The organism is Streptomyces sp. PKA51 (assembly GCF_057552455.1).
This window is the reverse complement of the sequence record NZ_BAAJPZ010000004.1, coordinates 1-17,390: the sequence shown is the minus strand read 5'-3', so window position 1 is coordinate 17,390 and position 17,390 is coordinate 1. Positions and strand designations below refer to the sequence as shown.

General features: G+C 74.5%; 11 protein-coding genes. 5 read left to right on the top strand and 6 right to left on the bottom strand.

What is annotated here, in order from left to right; translation table 11 throughout:
* Positions 1-177 precede the first annotated feature (177 nt).
* Complete coding sequence (gene trmB / locus AC27L3_RS07260; RefSeq protein WP_487233188.1) at positions 178-1,005, bottom strand: tRNA (guanosine(46)-N7)-methyltransferase TrmB; 828 nt, start codon at positions 1,003-1,005, stop codon at positions 178-180.
* Positions 1,006-1,420: 415 nt separating this feature from the next.
* On the opposite strand from trmB, the gene AC27L3_RS07255 reads away from it, so the two are divergent.
* A complete protein-coding gene (locus AC27L3_RS07255; RefSeq protein WP_487233187.1) occupies positions 1,421-2,359 on the top strand; it encodes a glycoside hydrolase family 16 protein in 939 nt (312 codons plus the stop codon).
* Positions 2,360-2,399: 40 nt separating this feature from the next.
* Here the strand turns inward: AC27L3_RS07255 and lhgO are convergent, their stop codons facing one another.
* Positions 2,400-3,626: an L-2-hydroxyglutarate oxidase gene (gene lhgO / locus AC27L3_RS07250; RefSeq protein WP_487233186.1), complete on the bottom strand. Its 1,227-nt coding sequence runs from the start codon at positions 3,624-3,626 to the stop codon at positions 2,400-2,402.
* Positions 3,627-3,886: 260 nt separating this feature from the next.
* Positions 3,887-5,344 (bottom strand): NsdA family TPR-like regulatory protein, encoded by a 1,458-nt coding sequence (locus AC27L3_RS07245; protein WP_487233185.1) that lies wholly within the window; start codon positions 5,342-5,344, stop codon positions 3,887-3,889.
* A gap of 738 nt (positions 5,345-6,082) precedes the next feature.
* On the opposite strand from AC27L3_RS07245, the gene AC27L3_RS07240 reads away from it, so the two are divergent.
* On the top strand, positions 6,083-8,122 hold the full coding sequence (locus AC27L3_RS07240; protein ID WP_487233184.1) for an asparagine synthase-related protein: 2,040 nt from the start codon (positions 6,083-6,085) through the stop codon (positions 8,120-8,122).
* 43 nt (positions 8,123-8,165) lie between these two features.
* Here the strand turns inward: AC27L3_RS07240 and AC27L3_RS07235 are convergent, their stop codons facing one another.
* Positions 8,166-10,148, bottom strand: a complete 1,983-nt coding sequence (locus AC27L3_RS07235) for a sigma-70 family RNA polymerase sigma factor (protein WP_487233183.1) — start codon at positions 10,146-10,148, stop codon at positions 8,166-8,168.
* 482 nt (positions 10,149-10,630) lie between these two features.
* Positions 10,631-11,377 carry a TetR/AcrR family transcriptional regulator gene (locus AC27L3_RS07230; RefSeq protein WP_487233182.1) on the bottom strand — a complete coding sequence of 249 codons (747 nt, stop codon included), beginning with the start codon at positions 11,375-11,377 and terminating at the stop codon, positions 10,631-10,633.
* Positions 11,378-11,993: 616 nt separating this feature from the next.
* Here AC27L3_RS07230 and AC27L3_RS07225 point away from each other — a divergent pair.
* On the top strand, positions 11,994-13,319 hold the full coding sequence (locus AC27L3_RS07225) for an NAD(P)/FAD-dependent oxidoreductase (protein WP_487233498.1): 1,326 nt from the start codon (positions 11,994-11,996) through the stop codon (positions 13,317-13,319).
* Between the two features lie 269 nt (positions 13,320-13,588).
* Complete coding sequence (locus tag AC27L3_RS07220; RefSeq protein ID WP_487233181.1) at positions 13,589-15,289, top strand: ATP-binding SpoIIE family protein phosphatase; 1,701 nt, start codon at positions 13,589-13,591, stop codon at positions 15,287-15,289.
* A gap of 13 nt (positions 15,290-15,302) precedes the next feature.
* Here AC27L3_RS07220 and AC27L3_RS07215 read toward each other — a convergent pair whose 3' ends face one another.
* A complete protein-coding gene (locus tag AC27L3_RS07215; RefSeq protein WP_487233497.1) occupies positions 15,303-16,634 on the bottom strand; it encodes an MFS transporter in 1,332 nt (443 codons plus the stop codon).
* Positions 16,635-16,734: 100 nt separating this feature from the next.
* Here AC27L3_RS07215 and AC27L3_RS07210 point away from each other — a divergent pair, with 100 nt between their 5' ends.
* Positions 16,735-17,283: a MarR family winged helix-turn-helix transcriptional regulator gene (locus AC27L3_RS07210; protein WP_365970075.1), complete on the top strand. Its 549-nt coding sequence runs from the start codon at positions 16,735-16,737 to the stop codon at positions 17,281-17,283.
* Positions 17,284-17,390 lie beyond the last annotated feature (107 nt).

Here is a 17,390-nt window from a genome sequence, read left to right as displayed (position 1 = left end):
CGGCAACGGCTGCGGCTGCGGTTGCGGCTGCCGGTCGGTCGGGGGCGCATGCACGTCACGACCCTAACCAAGCGCCGTGGGGGTCGGCGTCCCCAATTCGGGCCCGGATCCGGCGCCCCCGGTTCCGCAAGGGCGCGTACGGGCGCGTACGGGCCCTTGCAGGCGAGTACGGGCGGCTCAGCCGCGGCGGCGGAACATCAGGTCGTGGACGACGTGGCCCTTGTCCAGGCCCTGCCCCTCGAAACGGGTCAGCGGCCGGAAATCCGGACGCGGCGCGTAACCGCCGTCGGGCTGCGTGTTCTCGAAGTCGGGGCTCGCCGAAAGCACTTCCAGCATCTGCTCGGCGTACGGCTCCCAGTCCGTCGCGCAGTGCAGCACCGCGCCCGGCGCGAGCCGCGTCGCCGCCAGCGCCAGGAACTCCGGCTGGATCAGCCGGCGCTTGTGGTGGCGCTTCTTGGGCCACGGGTCCGGGAAGAAGACACGGATGCCGGCGAGAGCATCGGGCGCGAGCATCTCGCGCAGCAGGATGATCGCGTCGCCGTTGGCCACCCGCACGTTGGTCAGCCCGCGCTGCTCGGCCAGGGCCAGCAGGTTGCCCTGACCCGGGGTGTGCACGTCGCAGGCGAGGATGCCGGTACCGGGGTCGGCGGCCGCCATCTCGGCCGTCGCCTCGCCCATGCCGAAGCCGATCTCCAGGACCACGGGCAGCGCCGGGTCGCCGAAGAGCTCGCCGAGGTCGAGGCGGCGCAGACCATCGACGTCCAGGCCCCACGTGGGCCACAGGCGGCGCAGCGCCCCGGCCTGCCCGGGCGTGACCCGGCTGCGGCGCGGCTGGAAGGAACGAATGCGGCGCTCGTGGTGCGAGCCCGCCGGATCCGGCGCCGGGCCGTCGGGAAACATGGGCTCGCGCCGGGCACGGGCGGGGGCCGGGACCGGACGGGTGGCTGCGGTGCCCGCGGCGGCCGTGCCGGCCGCGGTGCTGCTGGGGGCGAGGTTCTCGGACACAGTCCCTCCAGTCTACGGGCGCCCCGAAAAGTCCCCGCGGGACTGGGGCGAGGGCGCGGGGGCCGATGCGGCGCCCCGGGCTTGGGGGCGGGTCCGGTGCCATGGGCCCAGGGCCTGTCCGGCGGATCTTCGTCACGCGGTATCCACGGCGCCCCGTAGGGGCGCGGGGAACTGCGCGACAAGCCACCACGCGCCCGCAGGTCGGGAAGCACCTCGGCTACGGGCCGTCGCCTGCCGATCGCGCCCACGCGGCGGCAGCGCGGCCGACAACCGGGGGAATGCCTGTCCGCCGTTCCGGTGGGTCCGGCGCGACGCTGCGTGGTGGCCCTGGCCCCGGCTTGCCGCGCCCATACGCTCCCACTGGCCCGGGCCTCCGGCGAGCCGTCCCGCCCCCCACCCTCTTCAGGGATCACCCATGCGACTGCGCCCCTTCACCGCCACGCTCGCCCTGCTCGCCGCCGCGGTGCTGCTCGCCGGCAGCGGCATGGCCCGGGAGGAACTCGCCGGGCAGCCGACCGGGGTGCGCACGGGCGCCCCCGCCGCGGTGGCCGGTGCGCCCGGCCCCGGGCCCGTACGGCAGGCGTACGCCCGTTCCGGCGGGTGGCGGCTGGTGTGGTCGGACGAGTTCGCCGGGCCTGCCGGCCGGCGGCCCGACCGGGGCAGGTGGGTCTTCGACCGGGGCGGGGAGCCCCGCTGGGGCAACCACGAGTGGGAGTACTACACGGACCGCCCCGGCAACGTCTCCCTCGACGGCCACGGGCACCTCGCGATCACCGCCCGCCACGAGAAGCGGCGCGGCATGCGGTGCGCCAGCGGGCCGTGCGACATCACCTCCGGGCGGATCAAGACGAAGGGCCGCTTCGCCCGCGCGTACGGCCGCTTCGAGGCCCGCATCAGGATCCCGCGCGGGCAGGGCCTGTGGCCCGCCTTCTGGATGATGGGCGCCGACTCCGACCGCGTCGCCTGGCCCGCCAACGGCGAGATCGACGTGATGGAGGCCCTGGGCCGGCAGCCCGGCACCGTGCACGGTGCCGTCCACGGCCCCGGCTACGTCGCCCAGGGCATCGAACGCCACACTCAGCTCGGCGGGGGCGGGCGGCTGTCGGACGACTTCCACACCTACCGCGTGGACTGGGTGCCCGGCAGGATCACCTGGTACCTCGACGGCAAGGCGTACGGCAGTGCCTCGGCCGACCGGCTGCACCGCGGGCAGCGCTGGGTCTTCGACCACCCCCACTACCTGCTGCTCAACCTCGCCGTCGGCGGCGACTGGCCCGGCCCGCCGGACCGCTCCACCCCGTTCCCTGCCCGCATGCTGGTCGACTACGTGCGCGTGTACGCCCCCGGCCGGTGAACCCCACCAGCGCCCAGCGCCCAGCGCCCAGCGGTAGCGGCTAGCGCGCCACGGCCGTGTGCCCCAGTGCCGCCAGCGCCCGGCGCGCCACCTCCCGTCCGATCGGCAACGAGGCCGTGGCCGCCGGCGAGGGCGCGTTGAGCACGTGCACCATGCGCGGCGAGCGGACGAAGAGGAAGTCGTCCACCAGCGTCCCGTCCGGCAGCACCGCCTGGGCCCGCACCCCCGCGGGCGCGGGTATCAGGTCCTGCGGGGTGACCTGCGGCAGCATCCGCCGCACCGCCTCCGTGAAGGCCCGCCGCGACAGGGAGCGGCGCACCTCGCCCGCCCCGTACCGCCAGTGGCGGCGGGCCAGCTGCCAGGCCCCCGGATACGCGACGGTGCCGGCCAGCTCGCCCGGCCGCACCGTCCACCGCCCGTACCCCTCGCGGGCCAGCGCCGGCACCGCGTTGGGGCCCACGTGGACGTGGCCGTCGATGCCGCGGGTGAGGTGGACGCCCAGGAACGGGAACGCCGGATCCGGCACCGGATACACCAGGCCCCGCACCAGCCCCCGGCGCTCGGGCGCCAGCTCGAAGTACTCCCCCCGGAAGGGGACGATGCGCATGCCCGGATCGTCACCCGCGAGGCGGGCCACCCGGTCGCTGTACAGCCCCGCGCAGTTGACCAGGACCCGGCCGCGCAGCACCTCGCCGGCCGCCGTGCGCACCGCGACGGCGTCCTCGCGCCGCCCCACCGCGCACACCTCGGCGCCGTAGCGCACCTCGGCCCCCTCCCGCCCGGCCAGCTCCGCCAGCCGCCGCGCCACCGCCGGGAAGTCGCAGATGCCGGTGGTGGCCACGTGCAGGGCGCCCACGCCCCGTACCGCCGGCTCGAACTCCGCGATCTGCGCCGGGCCCAGCTCTCGCACCGGCACCCCGTTCTGCCGGCCGCGCTGGGCCAGGGCGTGCAGCCGCGGCAGCTCCTCGCGCCCGGTGGCGACGATCAGCTTGCCCGTCACCTCGTACGGCAACTGCTGCTCCGCACAGAACCGCACCATCTCCGCCGCGCCCCCGACGGCGAAGCGCGCCTTCAAGGAACCCGGCCGGTAGTAGATCCCGCTGTGGATCACACCGCTGTTGCGACCGGTCTGGTGCCGGGCCGGCCCCGCCTCCTTCTCCAGCACCAGCACCCGCGTACCCGGGGCGGCGCGCGTGAGGGCGTACGCGGTCGACAGGCCCACGATCCCGCCGCCGACCACCAGCACGTCGCAGTCGTACGCCGCCATCACCTCACCTCCCCGCGCCCACGCCGCCGCGCCCCGCCCGGGCCACGGCGACCACCGACTCCCTGCGTCCTTTGCGCCTCCCGCACGGACCCATGATGACCTGTGCCACCGACAACCGGACGCCCGATGAGATCACTCACCGGTAACCGACGGCCCGGCGAGCGGGCGCAGGACCGCTCGCAGGACCGCTCGCAGGACGACGCGCAGGCCGGCTGCGGGACCGTTCGCAGGGCCGCTCGAAAGGCCGCTCGCAGGACGGTTCAAGCAGGCGCCACCAGCAGCGGCCGCGCCCGCTCCCGCAGCTCCGCCACGCGCGGCTCGTTCCCGTACGGCTCCAGGCGGTGCAGCAGATCCCGTACGTACTCCGTCGTCCGCGCCGAGGAGATCCGCCCCGCCACCTCCACCGCGCGCACCCCGGCCGCGCACGCCGCGTCCAGGTTGCCCGACTCCAGCTCCGCCACCGCCGAGACCACCAGCCGCAGGCCGTGCGAGCGCACGAACTCCTCCGTCGGCCGCGCCAGCGCCTGCTCGGTGAAGCGCTGCACCTGCCGCGGCATGCGCAGATCGCGGTAGCACTCGGCGGCATCGGCCGCGAACCGCTCCTGGGTGTAGAAGTCCAGCCAGGACGGATCCGCATCGCCCGAGCGCGCCCGCTCCAGCCAGCCCTCGGCGGCCTTCAGCGCCGCCCCGCAGGCCGGCGCGTCCCCCGCCTTCGCCTGCGCCCGCGCCTCCACGAGCCGGAAGAAGCTCATGGTGCGCGCGGTCGCCAGCCCCCGGTTGCGCTCGTACGCCGCCTGCGCGAGGTCGACGCCCTCGTCCGCGTAGCCGCGGTAGGTGGCCTGCAGGCTCATCGACGCCAGCACGTAGCCGCCCAGCGGCACGTCGGCGGCCGCACGGGCCAGGCGCAGCGCCTGGATGTAGTAGCGCTGGGCCGCCTCCTGCTGGCCGGTGTCGAAGGCCATCCAGCCCGCCAGCCGGGTCAGCTCGGCCGTCGCCCCGAACAGCGAACGGCCCACGTCGTCGCTGTACGAGCCCAGCAGCAGCGGGGCCGCGTCCACCCGCAGGCACTCGGGCACCATCGACGAACGCCAGTCGCCGCCACCGTACTTGGAGTCCCAGCGGCGGGCGTCGTCGGCGGCCTCCCGCAGCTTCGTCACGTCGCTGTGGCCGACACGCTGCGGTAAACCGCAGTCCTGACCGCCGCCCGACGGCGCGGTCGCCGCCTCGCGCGCCACCTGCTGCGGCTCGCGCGCCACCGAACTGTCCGCGGGCGTTATCAGCCAACGGGAGGCCGGCGTGGAATAGGCGCTGACGGAGAAGGAACCGGCCAGCGACTGCCAGATCCCCCCGCCCCCGCGCCGACCGGCAGAATCCAGCCGGAACAGCTCCGTCGCCGACCGCACCGCCTGGCCGACATCGCGCGGAAAGGAGAGCCCCACCTCCGGCGCCGGATCGGCGTCCGCCAGCCCGATCTCGTGCAGCGGCACCGGCCGGCCCAGTTTGGCGGCTATCGCCGCAGCGATCAGATGCGGCGCGGCGCCCTGCGGGACCATGCCCTTGGACACCCATCGCGCCACCGATGTCTTGTCGTACCGAAGCGTCAATCCCCGCTGCGCACCGAGGTCGTTGACCCTGCGCGCGAGACCGGCGTTGCTGATCCCTGCGAGGGCGAGGACAGTGCCCAGCTTCTCATTCGGCCCGCGTGGCTCCCTGGACATGCGCACCCCTCGACAACACGACGCGCGCCCCGGCATAGGCACGAGGCATTCGTAAACCCAGCGTAGTTCGCCGCATCCCGACCGTTAAGAGGCGATGTCCCGGATGGCGAGATTCTGGTCCGTATGTGCGTGCACCGAGGGGCACGTGCTCCGGTTGTGTGTGGCCGTGCGCCCGCCGTGCGCTCTGTCCGCGCCAAAGCCCGTGACGGTTCCATGGAGATGCGTGGGTTGGCCCGCTGCACTGGGTCCAGTGGGCTGGGGGATGCCGTCGCCTCATTCCCCGCGGGCGGCGGACCGGTCCGGGAGGCGGTTCACCGCCTCCCGGGCCGCGCCCGCACCCGCACGCGACCCTGGCGTGGGGCGGGTCCTGCTCAGCGGTTCCTGCTCAGCGGTTCCTGCTCGGCGGATGCCGTTCAGTGGATGCCGTTCTGTGGTGGCCGGGCACGGCCGGATGTGGCCGGATGCCGTTGCCTCGCCGCCGCTTGGCGGCCGCCGGGCCGCCGCACGGCCGCCGTACGTGCCTGCCCGCACCCGCCCCCACCCGCCCCGCATTCGGGACAACCGTGACGAAGTGCCATCTCGCCGCGTTGTCCGAGGAGTTGGCAGCCTTCGATCAGCCGTCGAGCCGCAACCAAGGTGTTGCCCAGGGATGTACGCAACCCCAGCCCGGCTGTGCATGATGACTGCTACCGATCGGTTGCCCGGCCGATCGATTGTCCACAGCCTGTGGAGGCGGCGATGCGCTGGTTGGTGGGGTGGAACCGCACCACCGCGCACCACCACGCCGACGGCACCGGTGAGCCCCGCCTCCACCCCGTCGCCGCACGGCAGTTGTGGCACGGATCCGAACCCCTGTGGGCCGTCGGCGACTGGCGCCCCGACGAGATCCGCACCGTCCACGCCGACCCCGCCGACCCCACCACCCGCCTCGCCGTCCTCGGCCGCTGCGCCGCCGACGACGACGCCCTGCGCGCCGGCCTGCGCGCCGCCCGCGGCGGCGCCCTGCGCCACCTCACCACCTGGCCCGGCAGCTACACCGTCGTCGTCCGCACCGGCTGCCGCCTCGCCGTCCTCGGCGATCTCGCCGGCACCCGGCCGGTCTTCCACACCGACTTCCACGGCGGCACCGCCTACGCCACCGCCGCCCTCCCGCTCGCCGACCTCGTCGAGGCCCAGCTCGACATCGGCCACCTCGCCGCCCTCCTCGCCTGCCCCGACATCCCCGAAGCCCTCGGCGACGGCACCCCCTACACCGGCGTACGCCGCCTCCCGCCCGGCCACGCCCTCGTCCTGCGCGACGGCACCCGCCAGATCACCGGCTACGAACCCCACCCCACCCTCGCCGCCGCCACCCCCCGGGCCGACGCCCACCAAGCCGTCGACGCCGTACGCGAAGCCCTCGTCGACGCCGTGCACGCCCGCCTCACCGGCCCCCGCCACCCGACCGGCACCCGCCCCGCCACCGGCGCCGACCTCTCCGGCGGCAGCGCCTCCGCGACCCTCGCCCTGCTCGCCGCCGGCCTGCCCGGCGCGCACAGCGGCGTCCCCGGCTTCTCCGGCGAACGCCTCCTCGCCGTCACCTTCAACGACCTCGCCACCGAAACCACCCGCCACCGCACCCCCGAACTCGAACGGGCCCGCGCCCTCGCCGCCGACCTGCGCCTGCACCACCTCATCGTCGCCGCCGGCACCGAAGCCCTGCCCTACGCCCACCTCGACCACGGCCCCCTCACCGACGAACCCGGCCCCGCCCTCGCCTACGCCGCCCGACACCGCCACCGCCTCGCCGCCGGCGGCACCGACCACCTCGTCGGCAACGGCGCCCGACAAGTACTTGACGCACACCCCGCCCGCCTCGCCGACCTCCTCATGGACCGCCGGCGCCGCCACCTGCTCAAACCCGTCTCCGCCCTCGCCCGCGCCGAAAACACCGCCAGCCGCACCGCCACCCACTCGCTGTCCGTCCCCTTCACCGTCTACCGCGCCGCCCGCCGCCTCGCCCGCACCGGCCACCGCGAAGGACTCGAGACCGCCGCCGCCCACCTGCTCCACGCCGCCGACACCCCCGACGCCCGCGGCACCACCGGCCCCCTCGACGCCTCACTGGCCGCCCTCGCCTGGTGCCGCCCGGGGCCCGCCGCCCGCTGGCTGACCGCAGAAGCCCGCGCAGAGGTGGCCGTACGCCTGCACACCGCCGCCGTACAGCCCTCCGCACCGCCCTCCGGGCTGCCCCAGCGCCCCGGCGAACGCCGCGCCGCCACCGCACTGCACCGGCACGCCGCCGACCACCGCATCCACGAACAGGCCGTCGAGGCCCGCGGCCAGCGCCTGCACGCCCCCTTCCTCGACAACCAGGTCGTACGCGCCTGCCGCGCCCTGCCCGACACCCTGCGCGTCCAACCCGGCGCACGCGCCGCGATCCTGCGCGCCGTCCTGGCCGGCGCCGGCATCCACGACCTGCCACCCGGCTGGGGCACGCCCTCGCACGCCTCCCACGCCGCCGCGGCCCGCGCCGGACTCGCGGCCGCGCTCGGACCCCTGCTGGAACTCCTCGACGCGCCGCTCCTCGCCGACGCCGGCCTCGTCGACGCGGGCGCGGTGCGCGGCGCCCTGCGCGCCGCGGCCCGCGGGGACGCGCTCCCCCTGGACGGGCTCGCCGAGATCGTCTCGACCGAAGCGTGGCTGCGCCGCCTGCTCGCCCGCCGCGGCACCTGCTGGACGGGCGCCGAGACCCCCGGCCCCCGCGCGGTGGCGGGCGGAGTCCTGCCACCACGCTGAGGCCCGACTTTCGGTGCGGGTCCGGTTGTTGAGGGGCCGTCGTTCAGGGGCTTTCGCCGGCGGAGGCGCCGGCGGATGCGGCCGGGGTGGTGCAGGTGATGCGCCCCCGGGCCCAGTCGGCGACCGCGGCCCCCTCGTACGGTGAACGGGACTCGACGACGAGGCGCAGCGTCCTGCGCCCGGCCAGCGGAACGTGTACGGCCTTCGCCGGCTGCCCGCCCTCCACCAGGCCCGAACTCCACATCCGCGCGCCGTCGGCGAAGACGGAGAACGTGACCGCGCCATGGCCCATGGACATGTCGTCGATGCCGGCGAAGGCGTCGTAGGAGGTGCAGGAACGGTTCAGGTCGACGGCCACCGAGGACGGCGCATGCACGCTCGCGCCATTGCGGTACGCCGTACCACCGATACGCAGATCGCCGTACCTCTGCCACATCCAACCGCCGGGTACCGGCCGCAACTCCGGCTCACCGCCGTCGCCCAAAGGAGCGTATTCCAGCTGGTCGAGCGGATAGACGGCCGTGGGGAGGCGCGGGGGAGCGGGCTTGGGCACGGCCGGGGAGGCGCCCGGCGTACGCGGACGCGAAGGCGCAGCGGAACGCGAGGCGGCAACCGACGCCACCGGACTCGCCGACCCGGCCGCCGCAGGCGACGGCGACGCGGAAGGAGAAAGGGAGGGGGAAGGAGAAGCGGAGGGGGAGACGGAGGGCGAGGCGCTCGCGGAGGCCGCCCCGGCCGGCAACCCGGGCCCCGCGGTCGGCGCCGCCGACGCAGTGAGCCGCGGCTGCGAGGCCCGGGGCCGCGGGACGTGCGTGACCGGCGCCGGAACCGGGGCCTGAGCCTGCGGTCTGGGCGAGGGCGCCGGCGAACCCGCGGCCAGCGCATAGGCGATCACCGCCCCCGCCGCCGCAACCGCCCCCGCGACCAGCCCCACCTTCGTCATCACCCCGAGCCCCTCGCCGCCGGAACCCGCGGGAGACGCGGAAGGCGCGGAAGAGCCCCCGGGCGCGGAAGACGACGACCCCGAGGCGGTGACGGGAGCGGAGGAGGCGGAGGCCCCGGAGGCCCCGGAGGCACTGGAAGCACCTGCCGAGGGGGCCCCCGCCCCCGCCCCTCCCCCCACGCCCCCGCTCCCCGTGCCGCCGGTCGCGGCCGCACCCGCGCCGGCGGCCGTGCCCGCCGCCAGGCCGGCGGCCGCCTTCACCGACCAGCCCGCGGCGAACCAGCCGATGACGGCCATCGGCAGCAACGTCCGCAGCCGCTCGTTGACGTCGGCCACCTCCAGGGCAGCCGTACGACAGCGCGCGCACGTCTCCAGGTGCTTGCGCATGCCCCGCTCGGCCCGCGAACGCAGCCGCCCCCGCGCATAGGCGCCCAGCCGGTCCGCGTACTGCGCGCACTCCCCGCCCGAGGTGAGGGAACTGCTGACGTGCGCCTGCAGGTACGCCTGCTTCAGCCCCTCACGTGCACGGTGCGCCAGCACGGCCGTCGCGTTGGCGCTCAGCCCCAGCAGCGGGGCGACTTCCCCCGGTGCCTCCTCCTCCACGGTCGTGTGCCACAGCACGGTCTGCCACCGCTCCGGCAGGCTGCGGAACGCCTGCACGGCCAGCGACCGCTCGGCCTCCTGCATGGCCCGGACGTCCGCCCCCAGGCCCAGGGTGTCGTCGTCCGCCGCGATGGAGGAGACGGCCGACGAGGTGGCGAAGACCGCGAAGTCCTCGACCAAGTGCTCGCGCTTGGTCGTCCGCCCCCAGGCGGCCGCGACCCGGCGGACGCTGGAGAGCAGGTACGCCCTGACCGCCGAGTCCGGGCCGGCGCCCCGCCGCACGGCCTGCAGCGTCGAGGCGAAGACCTCGTTGGTCAGGTCCTCGGCGGTGTGCTCGTCACGGCAGCACGTACGGGCGTAGCGGCGCACGGCGTCGACGTGCCGCCGGTACAGCTCCTCGTAGGCGTCCTCGTTCTCGCCCCCGCGCAGCTGTGCCACCAGTTCGAGGTCGGACGGGGGCGCGTCGCTGTCCTCGCGCACACCCGCGTCGCCCGTCCACCCGGCATCGGCCTCCCGTGCCCCGCCCGACCGCGTACCACCGCCTGACGTGCCACCGCCTGACGTGCCACCACCCGGCGTGCCACTGCCCGTGCCCGCACCGCCACCCGTGGCCGCACCGCTTCCCGGGCCCGGTCGGCCGCCTTCCCGTTGCTGCGGCACCACCGGGCCCAGGGCGCCGCGCCACAGGTCCAGCGCGCCGGCGACGGGATCCGCCGCCGCCGGCGGCAGGGCCGGTGACCCGGGCGGCTGCACGGCAGGCCCGTCGGCCTCGCCGCTCTCCCGCGATTCTTCCCGCCCGTCAACGCCCATAGCGCAGGCTCCCCGTGCACGCCGCAGACTCGAATACCGAGCAGCGTCGCACACGGGCCGACGGCAGGATCGCTCAGCGAAGGGCAACCACCCGTCCGGACCCCTGGACCGGGCCGGAAGTCAGCTGATCACCCGGTGCACCGGGCCGATGGTCAGGCAGCGGGCCGCGAGCGCAGACCTTCGAGCAGGATGTCCAGCAGCCGCGAGGAGGCCGCCGCCTGCTGCGCCGGGTCCGGCAGGGACGGCGCCGCCGTGGCTATCACCAGCAGCACATCGGCCACGGTGACATCGGTGCGCAGCTCGCCGGCCGCCCGTGCCCGCTCGACGAGCCGGCCCACGACGTCCAGCAGCGCGTTGACGCCTGCGTCGTCGCGCTCCTTGACCGCCGTCTGCCGCTGCTCGACCAGGCGCAGTTCGTGCAGCTGGCCCTCGGCCACCGGCTGCCGCTGCTGCGGCACGCGCGCCCGCTCCTGGCCGGGCTGCTCGCCGGGCTCGACGTCGACGCCGACCCGCAGCACCTGCGGCGGCAGCAGCCGGCCGGCGCCGGAGGCCACCGACGTGCGCAGGAAGCGGGAGAGCGCCGACCAGGGCTCCTCCTCCTGCCCCAGCGCGGTGCGCGCCTGCTCGGTCAGGCGTGCCGTCTCCTCCTCGGCTATGCGCCGGACCAGCACGTCCTTGCTCGGGAACCGGCGGTAGACCGTGCCGACCCCCACCCGGGCCCGGCGCGCCACGTCCTCCATGGGCGCGCCGTACCCCAGCTCGCCGAATACTTCGCGAGCCGCCCGCAGCACATGTTCGAGGTTGCGCTGGGCATCCACGCGCAACGGCGTATTGCGGCCACCTGTCCCGTCAGACGTCGTCGCGACGGCGGCAGACCAATGAGACCCCTGAATGTGCATACGTTCCCCCGGTTATGACGTCTCCCCCCGGAGACTCCCCGCCCTGACTGCCGGGGCGCGTCTCGACACCCCGACGGAGTACGAACATAGTTGAGCCCAGGTCAAGAAAGAAGGGGGTAGCTCCGCACAGGCCGTCCCCAATTGGAGTACGGGCCCCGCGGGCGTTGATGGTGCACCACCCCACCACCCCTGTGAAGCGGCTCTGACCTGCGTACCTTTCCCTCCGGGCGGGCCCGGGCGGCGGGAGGGACCGGCTCCGTGGCCGGTCGTACATTTCGCCGGGCCTGTGGACAAACCCCTGGCACCCGTGGGACACGGGAAGGAGCTGGGGCAGCAGTGCGGCGAGGAGCCGAGCCCGCATACAACCACCGTGCGAGTGGTATGCGAGGGAGAACGCCAGCACCACCCGAGGGCCGAGCCGGCACCGTGCGAGCACCACACGGGGGTCCGTGCGCGGACCGAGCGGCGACCACGCGGCGACCACGCGGCATACGCGAGGCGGAACAAGGAGGAGTGGGCCTTGGTGAGCGGACCGGCGCGGGAAGGGCAGCGGGAGCAGGACAACGGCCGGCGGACGACCGGGGAGCAGGACGCGGGCCCCGGCCGCCCGAGGCGGATCCTGGTGGTCGGCGGCGGCTACGTCGGCATGTACGCGGCGCTGCACCTGCAGCGCGGGCTGCGGCGCGGGGAGGCCGAGGTCGTGGTCGTCGACCCCGAGCCGTACATGACGTACCAGCCGTTCCTGCCCGAGGCGGCCGCCGGGTCGATCTCCCCGCGGCACGTGGTGGTCCCGCTGCGGCGAACCCTGGCCAAGTGCCAGGTGCTCACGGGTGAGGTCGTCTCCCTCACGCACGCCAAGCGCACGGCGGCCGTCAAGACGCTGGCCACCGCGGAGGAGGGCACGGGCGCCGTCGACGTCCGCTACGACGAGCTGATCCTGGCCCCGGGCTCCATCTCCCGCACCCTGCCCGTGCCCGGCCTCGCCGAGCACGGCATCGGCTTCAAGTCCGTCGAGGAGGCCATCGGCCTGCGCAACCACGTCCTCGAACAGCTCGACATCGCCTCCTCCACCCGCGATCCGCAGGTGCGCGACGCGGCCCTGACCTTCGTCTTCGTCGGCGGCGGCTACGCGGGCGTCGAGGCGCTCGGCGAGCTGGAGGACATGGCCCGCTACGCCTCCCGCTACTACCACAACCTCGAACCGGACGATCTGAAGTTCATCCTGGTCGAGGCCACCGGGCGCATCCTGCCCGAGGTCGGCGAGGACATGGGCCGCTACGCCGTGCGGGAACTGCGCGGACGCAACATCGACGTACGGCTGCAGACCCGCCTGGAGTCCTGCGAGAACCGCGTCGCGGTCCTCAGCGACGGCTCCCGCTTCCCCACCCGTACGCTCGTGTGGACCGCCGGCGTCAAGCCGCATCCCCTGCTCGCGGCCACCGACCTGCCGCTCGACGAGCGCGGCCGGCTCGCCTGCACGGCACAGCTGCAGGTGGACGGCGCCGAGCACGCCTGGTCCGCCGGCGACGCCGCCGCCGTCCCCGACCTGACGTCCGATCAGCCGGACGCCACCTGCGCGCCCAACGCCCAGCACGCCGTCCGCCAGGCCAAGGTGCTCGGCCGCAACGTCCTGGCCTCGCTGCGCGGCGAGGCCCTGCAGGAGTACCGGCACAAGTACGCCGGCTCCGTCGCCTCCCTCGGCCTCCACAAGGGTGTCGCCCAGGTCTACGGCAGGAAGCTCAAGGGCTACCCCGCCTGGTTCATGCACCGCGCCTACCACCTCAGCCGTGTCCCCACCTTCAACCGCAAGGCGCGGGTGCTTTCCGAATGGGCCCTCGCGGGGCTGTTCAAACGTGAGATCGTCTCCCTGGGCTCGCTGGAGCACCCGCGTGCCGAGTTCGAGCTCGCGGCCGGCACGGGACGCCATACCGAGGCGAGTTGACGCGCGGATGAGGGGCGCACATCCGGACCGGGATCCCCCTCCTGCGACGCGGCGTCTGACGGATGTCCGTCCGGTCGGCCACACTGGTCGTGTGACCATGAGTGGGCTGGTATCTGCGAAGAGTGACAATCGCGAGCATTCGGACGTTTGCTGCCCCTACGCGGCAGCGGGCGCCCCCACCGCTCACCGCGCCCCCGCACCGGGGGCGCGGCTTTGCCACCCCACGCCGCCGAGCTGATTCCGCAGCGACTCCACGAGGTAGTCCTTCAGTGAACTTCACCCGCTGGAGCGCACGGCTCCCCGGAACGCAGCGCCGAGCCGCCGCCCGCGCCGACCGCGCCTCCGCCACCGCCCCGCACGGGCCGACCGGAAGCGGCACCGGCTCGGTGCCCGCCGCCCGGGCCGAGCCCGCCCCGGACGCCGAGCCCGTCCCCAGCCTCGACGCGCTGCGCGTGCACGACATCCTCGGCAAGGTCCCGGCCCTGGTCGCCCTCGTCTACGGGCCGGACCACCGCGTCGCCTACGTCAACGACGCCTACGCCGCGCTCTTCGGCATCCGCACGCCCGGCATGCCCGCCCGCACCGCGCTGCCCGAGCTCGTCGAGCTCGGCCTGCTGCCCCTGATGGACCAGGTCCTGCGCAGCCGCAAATCCCGCACGGTCAAGTCCCGGCGGGTCGCCGTCACCACCGGACGGCACTGCTACTACACGCTCACCTGCTCGCCCATCGAGGTCGGAGAAGGAAAGGGCGCCCAGCACGGCGTCCTCGTCTTCGCCGCCGACGTCACCGACCAGGTCGAAGCAGCCGAACGCCTGCGCGCGAGCGAACGCCGCCAGCGGGAGGCCGCCGTCACCCTCCAGCGCAGCCTGCTGCCCCAGGAGCTCGAACAACCCGACGACCTGCGCGTCGCCGCCACCTATCAGCCCGGCGGCCACGACACCGCCGTCGGCGGCGACTGGTACGACGTCATCACCCTCGGCGCCGGCCGCACCGCCCTCGTCATCGGCGACGTCATGGGCCGCGGAGTACGCGCCGCGGCCGTCATGGGCCAGCTGCGCACCGCCGTACGCGCCTATGCGCGCCTGGACCTGCCGCCCCACGAGGTCCTGCAACTCCTGGACGGACTCGCCACCGAGATCGACGCCACCCAGATCGCCACCTGCGTCTACGCCGTCCACGACCCCAACGAGGGCCGGCTCGTCTACGCCTCCGCCGGACACCTGCCCATCCTCATCCGCGACCCCGACGGCACCGTCCACCGCGCCGCCGAACCCACCGGGCCACCCCTGGGCACCGGCGGCTGGCTGCACACCTCCGGCAGCGTGCCCCTCGGCCCCGGCGCCAGCGCCGTCCTCTACACCGACGGTCTCGTCGAACGCCGCGACCAGGACATCGACGAGGGCGTCGCCGCCCTCGAGCGCGCCTTCGCCGGCGCCACCGGCTCACCCCAGGTCATGTGCGACCGCCTGGTGCGCGCCCTCGGCGTCACCCAGGAGCACGACGACGACGTCGCCCTGCTGGTGCTCCAGCACCCCGCCCGCACCGGCCACGACGCCGAGCTCTTCCACAACGCCGCCCTCGAACTCCTCGGCGGCGTCGAGGCCGCGCCCCGTGCCCGCGCCTTCGCCTCCGGCGTGCTCGCCAGCTGGCGCTTCCCCACGGACCTGCGCGACCTCGGCGTCCTGGCCGCCAGCGAGCTGGTCGCCAACTCCCTGCAGCACGGAACCCCACCCATGCGACTGCGACTGCGCCGCACCGACCGGCGCCTGATCATCGAGGTCACCGACGGCGACGACCACCTCCCGCGCCGCCGCCGCGCCGAACCCGCCGACGAGGCTGGCCGCGGCATCTCGATCATCGCCACGATCGCCTCGTCGTGGGGCTCACGGCGCACACCCGGCGGCGGAAAGGCCGTCTGGTGCGAATTCGCCCTGCCCACCGGCCGCGGCCTGCGCACCCACCTGGGCTGAGCGAACGCCGCCGTCAGACCGCCACGGGCGCCCGCTCGCCCTGCTCCTGCACGGAGCGGGCGGCCGGCACCTCGGCCGCGGCACCCGCGGCGGCGACACGGCGAGCGTGCGCACGCACCGGGTTGTCCTGCTCCGGGGTGAGCAGGCGACCCAGCCGCAGCGCGAGGACGCAGATCCCGAGCGCACAGACGACCAGCAGGACGATGTACGCCGGGTACGCACCTGCCCCCGCCATCAGACCGCCCGCCGCCGGCCCCACCGCCAGCGCCAGCTGCTTGACCAGGGCGAACGCCGAGTTGTACTGACCGACCAGCCGCGCCGGTGCCAGATCGGCCACCAGCGGCGCCATCGTCGGCGACAGCATCGACTCACCGATGCCGAACAGCGCGTACGTCGAGATCAGCAGCGTCGTCGCCAGGGCCGGCGCGCCCGGTATGAGCCCGGACAGGCCCGCCGCCACCCACGCCACGGCCCAGATCAGACCGACCAGCGCGATGACACGGCTGCGCCGGCGCCGCTCGACGAGCTTGAGCACCACGAACTGGGCCACGACGATCGCCATCGTGTTGGCGGCCAGCGCGATGCCCAGCATCGCCGGCGAAATCCTGGTGACCTCGACGGCGAAGGCCGCCAGGCCCGACTCGAACTGGCCGTAGCAGGCGAAGAACATCACGAAGCCCAGCACGCACAGCTGCACCATCGCCCGGTCGCCCACCAGCGCCCGCCACCCGCTCTGCGGGGTGGGCCCGCTGGGCACCTTGTCCTCCACCTTCGGCGCCCGGGGCAGCCGCACGGTCGCGACCATCGCGCCCAGCACCAGGAACATCACCGACTCGATGGCGAAGAGCCGCACGAAGCTCCCCGGGTCGGAGGTGTCCACCAGCTGGCCACCGAGCAGACCGCCGACACCCAGACCCAGGTTGTTCAGGAAGAACTGCATGGCGAACGCCCGCGAGCGGGTGGTCGTCGTCGAGCACCACACGATCATCGTCGCCAGCGAGGGCTGCACCACCGCTATACCCGCGCCCAGAGCAGCGGCCGCGGCCAGCACCAGCGGCCAGACGCTCGCCAGACCCAGCGCGAGGGAGCCCAGAGCGGCGGCGACCGTACCCGCGACGGCGACAGGCAACGGACCCCGACGATCGATCACCCGACCGACGAACGGCAGCACGGTGAGCGCGGCCACGGCGAACGTCATCATCACGAAGCCCGCCATGCTCGCCCCGAGACCCCTTACCTGGGACACGTAGACGAACAGGAACGGGACCGTGAAGCCGTTGCCGAACGCGCTCAACGCGTTGCCCAGCTGGATCCGGCGCAGCGCCGCGCCCATCGCGGTGGTCACACTCACCCCTCAACCTCGAAGACTTCAACCCTAAAGTTCGAAGCTAAAGAGTACACGTCGAAGGGCTTTAGCGCGAACGATTTCTGGGATACTGCCGCACATGGCTGACACCCACGGGCCCGCCGAGCCGAGCCTCGAAGAGCAGATCGCCGCCTACCAGCGCGAGTTCCAGGGCCTGGACCCGCAGGTCGAGCGGGTCGTCTCGGCCCTCAGCCGCCTCAACCGGCGCATGCACGTCGCCTACGGGCGCCAGACCGCCGAGCTCGGCATCAGCAACGCCGAGTGGGAGGTCCTCAAGGCCCTCGTCCTCGCCGGCGAGCCCTACCGCCTCGGCCCCGGCGACCTCGCCAAGCGCCTCGGCCTCACCCCGGCCGCCATGACCCACCGCATCGACCGCATGGTCGGCGAGGGCCTCGTCACCCGGGAGCGCGACGAGAACAACCGTGTCCGCGTCATCGTCGGCATCACGGAGGAAGGCCGCGCCAAGTGGCTCGACGGCCTCCGCAAGGCCACCGTCTTCGAAGAGGACCTCCTCCAGGACCTCTCCCCTGTCGAGCGGGCCCTCCTCGGCGAGATGCTCACCCGCCTCCTGCGCCGCGTCGAGGAGACCCAGCCCGACGCCGGCGGACGCCTCAGCGACCTCGACTGAGAGGGGTGACCGAGAGGGGTAGGAGAGGCCCCTCGCACCGGGGTTGACAGGGCATCGCCCCATCCGTAGTGTTCTCCGAGTTGTCGCGGGCCCGGAAGGGTTCGGGA